A 6,622-nucleotide genomic window follows, 5' to 3' on the forward strand; every position below is an offset into this window, starting at 1 on the left:
GAGTTATCCTTACAATTATATACTTCGGAGAAAAAGAGGGAAGAATTACAGAACAAGATGGGAGTTCTGTCTACAGAAGAAAATAAACTTCTTCTGGAAAAGGATCTAGAGATTACTACCTTACGTGTCTCGCTGCATAAAGCACAAGAAGAAAGACGATGTGCAATGGACAAAATGTCGGTCTGTTCAGAAGAAGATAAAAGAAGAGCTACTAGTTCTAATAATACATGTTTTTCATATAACTTCGATCATCGGGATCAGGAATTCTCTCCTACGGCTAGTAGAGAAGGCAGTGAAATGCTAGGACGGAGGGTTACCTTCGAAACACCATCAGGTGGAAGGGCTGAGGTTATGCATAATCCATATAGGCGCTTGCCTATACCCGAATTCTCGGTGGCACAAGTAGAAGATTGGTTGTTTTATGTAGAACTTGCGATGACCTCCGCTAAGATCCCTGAATCAGAATGGATAAATACAGCAGTCTCCTATATGCCTATGGCTTTAGCCAGACCATTCAATAAATATGGTAATGTCAGCAAAAAGGATATTCCTAGGACTTGGGCTGATTTCAAGAGCAAAATGATCAGGTGGTATCCGGGAGAAGGAGAAAATGATATATTGGAAAAAGCTTCAAACCTTAAGTGGAATCCTAATGTGAATGTTTTCCTTCGGGACGCACGAGCCATACTTATCAATAGCCCAACTTCGATCGACGAAGGCAGGTTCCTTTCGGTCATAAGGAGAAGAGTACAAGGAGAAATTGCTGACATGGTGGATGGGCAAGAATATGCTACATACGAAGAATGGGAAAATAAAATGCGTGAATCTTATGCTACGTTATGCTGCAGGTATAATTATCATCCAGATAGAGCCGAACTGAAGTTACGCATGGAGAGAGATTATAGTAAGAAAAAGGATATTAAGGACAAACCCACGGAGACACCAGAAAAGAACAAGGGTGCCAGATGTTATATATGTCAAAATACAGGACATAAAGCAGTTGATTGTGCTATGAATAAATCCGGTCAACAGATCGTTCAGAATACTAACCCAGCCAACCCAACAACTAACACAAACCCTGCACCCATTTACAAGAATGCACCCCAAAGGATCCCTACAAACCCTGCAAGCAACGCCAATGCCATACCCATCAACAACTCCCCCCCATATAGCACACCGGGGCAGGCCACTAATTTCCCACCACGAGGAGTACAATGTCAATTTTGCGGTAAAATAGGACACATGGCATCACAATGTTATAAAATTCCCTCACACCTAAGATTCCAACCGCAGCCACAGCAAGAAAATAAAGATGGAAATAAAAGTGTGAAACCACAACCTAACACGGTAAATCCCCCACCCCCACAACTTAATTACATAAGCTTAGAAGATAAAAACTTAGTGGATAGGAAAACTCCAACACCCCAAACAGGAGAAGCAGAGAAGGACTGTCCTGGTAGGCCTCCAAGACAGGGACACTCCGAATGGGGATGGAGAAGGAATCCAGCAAATCCACCTTCAAAAAATATGGAGACCCTATTCACCATAATCGAAGAGATCAGAGGACCACCCAACACCCTAACACCTCCAGACACAACAGAACCAGTGACAGAAGAAGACTCATCACCCTTACAAGAAACCATAGACACACATAAGTTGGTGGGAATCAAGGTAATGGTCAATGGACAAGCGGTTTATGCCTTATTAGACAGTGGAGCTTCATCGAACTTTCTAACACAAAAGGGAGCGGATCACCTGCAAATACCCACGACCAAACAATCACCAGTATCCAAAGTTATCACGTCTAGTGGACATACCATATGTACCAATGGAATAGCTTCTCAGGTAAAGTTGACAATAGGGACGTTTGTATGCAGAGCGGACTTTGTCATCTTGGATAAAGGACCGGCACATATGATACTTGGCCTTAAATGGGGCCATGGAGAAAGGGTCAGATTTGAAATGGGCCTGCACAAACTCACTGTATATCGTTCGGACAAAGTGATCGAATTACCTGTAAAAGTTATGACTATTCGTGAGATGCTAGTGTTACCAGGGGCAGCGGGAGATGAAGATGCTAGAGAGGACGCGTTAGAAGCTCGCCGATGCCTTGAAAAAGCTATTGCCAAAAGAGAACCGGAAGAGGGACAAAAATATGTAAGACCTGTAGGGAAAAAATACCAGAAACACAGAAATATGCGTAAGAGGATAGATATAGACCAAATTTTGGACCGAATTAAAAGGGAAGGGGACAATACCTTAAAGATCGATAAGCCACAGAACCCATTAGAAACCCTATACTACATGAGAGAAATCAGGAAAGAGGAGGAAGAATGCATGTTATGTCGACCAATTCCCCCCAAATCTTTCAACGTAACTGAGGTACTAGAAGATAACTGGATTTGGGGAGAACAGAATGATTATGAATTCAGCGATGACAAATTGAAGGAATTTCTACAATTAAACACGTTGGTTATACCTCATACGATCAGCGAAATAGTATTGGAATTTAACGACGCTATTCCCGACACCATACCACCTGGACTACCACCAAAAAGGGAATTGGATCATGGTATACCCACTGTGGCAGGAAAAATTCCCCCTCTAGGGCCAAGATACAATTTGCCTTTACCACAACGGACGGCGTTAAAACAACAGATGGAAGAACTCAAAAAGTCTCGAAAAATTTCTTATACGGATAGTCAATTTGCCGCCCCTTGCATTATGGTACCTAAAAAGACAGAAGAAGGAAAAGAAAAACAATACAGGATGGTGATAGATTACAGACAACTCAACGCTATCACAATTACTTCGGAATTACCTCCACCAACGATCTTGGAAATTATAGAAAAACTCAAAGGCGCCAAAGTTTTTTCTACTATGGATTTGGAGCAAGGATTCCACCAAATACGTATGGCACCGGATGATATGCATAAAACAGGATTTCGAAACTTTATGGGTCATTATGAATATAAGGTAATGCCATTTGGTTTAAGAGGAGCACCCGGTACTTTCCAAGCACTAATGAATATTATGCTATTCGAAGAAATCGATGTATGTGCATTAGCTTACTTGGATGATATATTGGTCTATTCACCTACAATGGAACAACACGCTATTGATTTACGGAGAGTGTTTGAAAAATTACGGAAACATAAATTCTATGTTAAAATATCTAAGTGTAAATTTGCAGTACAGGAGTTAGAATTCTTGGGATTTCAGCTCACTTCGGAAGGAATAAGGCCATCTCCTAGCAAGATCGATGCTGTACGGCATTGGCCAGAGGAACTGAAAAATGATACACAAGTTAAACAATTTATGGGGACTGTGAATTATTGCAAAATGTTTATGGGACCGCATTTTGCGACCATCGCAGCTCCATTATGGGCATTAACAAAAAAGGACGTACCGTTCAATTGGGGAGAAGAACAACGTCAAGCGATGAAGAAAATTAAGCAGGCACTAATTGATTTTACTACTTTACAAATCCCAGATTGTACCAAACCATTTCTACTTCGTACAGATGCATCCGGAACAGCTGTCGGAGCAGTATTATCTCAAGAAGATAAACCTGTAGGCTTCATGAGCAAAAGTTTAAATGGAGCACAACTTAATTATTGTGTATATGATAAGGAGTTTTTGGCCATTATTACAGCATTAAAGCAATGGGAACACTTATTACGAAATTCACATGTTACCGTGGAAACCGACCACAAGGCACTCACGTACCTTCAACACCCTACAAGAACAAAACAAGTACGCAACAGAGTAGCTAAATACCTGGATTATTTGGCCGATTTCCCATATTTAACGTTGAAACATTTAGCGGGCAAATCCAACTGTTTGGCAGACTTTCTCTCCCGGCAAGAAAAATTCACAGATATACCTGCAGATATGAAAAAGAGCAACAACATCTCGCCAGAGAAAAGAGAGGAGGAGGAGGCTGAAGCGACAGTTGACATAGCTGACGGCGAAATATTCAATTTAAATAATGATGGATTAGACCGGGGGGAACAAGCTCAAATGAAATTAGATGATCAGCTTACGGGACTATATGCCATCATAGAGGAACCTTCAAAGTCAATACATGTACAACCAATAAATAAACAATCATCATATTTACTAGATTTCGAACCGATAACACCAGAGGAAGTAAAAGACATTGAAGAAGATGATTTGGAAATACTATTGGATAGTGAAAATGAAATAGAGGAACCTGAAAATTATATAACAACAGCAAATCAAGATAAAACATTAATTATAAGAAAAGATCCAGAAGATACAGTCGAAGCTTATAGGGAATTGGACTTGAGTATTGGTTCTAAAGATTGGGTAATAGCATTAGAAAAATGTGAAGACTTCTCAATCATAATGAAAAGGATTAAAGAAGCTCAAGGAAATAAGGTTGAAATGAAAGGAGTAAATCGTACCGATACCTATGAATTCTTCGATAATATATTAAAAGTTAGGATACTAGGTCTATGGAGAACCTGTATACCAAGTTGGCAACCTAACCTGTTCAGAAGAAGAGCATTATACACACACCACGATTCCATAATGGCAGGACATGTGGGCGAGAAGAAAACTATAGAAAGCTTAGCAGGTGTGTATTACTGGCCTTCGATGAGAGCAGATGCGAAAAATTATGTTGCTTCGTGTATACGCTGTAGGACCAGCAAAAGCATAAGCATGAGATATGCAGGATTATTACAGCCATTGGATATACCAAATAGGCGGTGGGCAAGTATATCTATGGATTTTATAACGGGGCTACCATTGGTTGGAGAAGATACCGATTCCATTATGGTAGTAGTCGATAGACTCAGTAAGATGGCACATTTTATCCCGTGTAGTACGACCAATGACTCTGAGGATATATCAAAACTTTTTATGAGCAGGATCGTGGCGTATCATGGCTTACCGGACGACATTGTATGTGATCGAGACGCAAAATTTACTAGTGTGTGCTGGAAAAAATTCACTGAAGACCTGGGAATTAAAGTGAAGAAGTCCACGGCCTTTCATCCCATGACTGATGGTCAGACAGAAAGGACAAATCGCACTATAGAACAAATGTTGCGTTGTTATATACAAACAGATGAAACTAAGTGGATTGACATCCTACCACTACTGGAATTAGCCTATAACTGTGCGCGACATGAAAGTGTGGGTATGAGCCCATTTGAAGTAATGATTGGAGAAAAACCGCTAAGAGGCATTGATGAAGGCTATATAACATGGGACATACCTGTAATGGATAAATGGTATCAATCAATTGTGATGAGGGCGACAGCGCAGATTTACCTGGCACAGAGAAGACAGAAAAGAAACGCGGATAAGGGGAGACGCGAAGTACAATTCGAAGTCGGTGATAAGGTATGGCTGTCTACCCGAAATCTTAACCTGCCTGGTAATCGAAAATTCACACCCAATTATGCTGGACCCTATGAAGTGTTGCAGAAAATAGGAAAAGTAGCTTACCTCCTGAAGCTCCCTAGGGACTGGATTATACACCCCGTTTTCCACGTATCGCTATTAGCACCATTCACAGACAGTTCACCTGAATTCATAAGAGAAGAGGAAAGATGGGAAGGTATACTGGATGAAGATGGAATAGCTTTTGAAGTGGAAGAAATACTGGATAGGAGAGATGTGGGGACCAATAAAGAGTATCTCGTCCGATGGAGAGGATACACCGAGACCAGTTGGGTACAGGAAGAGCAGCTTGACGGATGCAAAACCAAGCTTAGGGCCTTTAATCGAAATTTTAATAAAGAAAAGCTACAGGAGAAACTAACTGAGCAAAGACAACATATCACACCTGCAGGGATATGTGTATGAAACATTCTTTATTAAAAGCTAAGACTATACTATAAAAAATGGTATAGTACAAGGGCGTTGAATTTTTGGCATAATGATTTAATAAAAGAAAATGTTTTTGCGTTATAGATATAATACTCATCATATATTATTTCCACATAAATATATATATTATAAATTCATAGTGTTACAATCGGTATTATATATCATACATAAATATATGAACCAACAATTCATAGATTATTTCGCAGGACTATTTATTACATATACACAACAGGAGGGAAATTCCACATATGAAAATGGGATGATCATTTCTTCAAGGAAGGGTTTTTCCTGGGAGATGTTCGACTGGCGAATTTCTTTGCAACCGACCCCGAGTTTTCATTTGGATTTTCCTCATTCCTTGTGAATACTTTTCCCTTGGGTTTACCTTTCTCCGATGAAGAATTTTTATCAACAGGTTTATTTCCTTTGGATGACTCGGATTTATTTAGTCCAACATTTTCTTTACTTGCTATATCAGTTTCGTTCTCCGTGATCCTATTATTTTTACGCTTCAAACATTCAACCCGGGATTCTAAATATTCTGGATAAAGAATAGATAACAAAGAAAAGAAGAAAAGATCAACAGACTCATGGATCAAGATATAGTGAATCTACATTATTAGGACTTACTTATCATATCCGCAGTATTTTTCTCATTAACAGATTTCTCCATCTTTATAACCAACAATTGATTTTGTAACCTTTTGTTTTCTCTCTCACAGACCTTGAGTTTCTTATACAACCGTTCTGAAGACAA

General features: G+C 39.7%; 2 protein-coding genes. One reads left to right on the top strand and one right to left on the bottom strand.

From position 1 onward, the window contains the following. The first annotated feature begins 57 nt into the window (after positions 1–57). A complete protein-coding gene (locus ACRC28_RS12480; RefSeq protein WP_438543775.1) occupies positions 58–5,841 on the top strand; it encodes a reverse transcriptase domain-containing protein in 5,784 nt (1,927 codons plus the stop codon). A 287-nt stretch (positions 5,842–6,128) separates the two neighbouring features. On the opposite strand, the gene ACRC28_RS12485 is transcribed toward ACRC28_RS12480, so the two are convergent. Further along, positions 6,129–6,380, bottom strand: a complete 252-nt coding sequence (locus tag ACRC28_RS12485) for a hypothetical protein (protein WP_438543776.1) — start codon at positions 6,378–6,380, stop codon at positions 6,129–6,131. Positions 6,381–6,622: the final 242 nt, after the last annotated feature.

The sequence above is a fragment of the Clostridium sp. genome (assembly GCF_051650885.1).
Taxonomy (GTDB): domain Bacteria; phylum Bacillota; class Clostridia; order Clostridiales; family Clostridiaceae; genus Clostridium.

Bases quoted from the DNA above. Each gene is read 5' to 3' on its own strand.
- ACRC28_RS12480 (WP_438543775.1), top strand. From the start codon at position 58: ATGGGAGTTCTGTCTACAGAAGAAAATAAACTTCTTCTGGAAAAGGAT.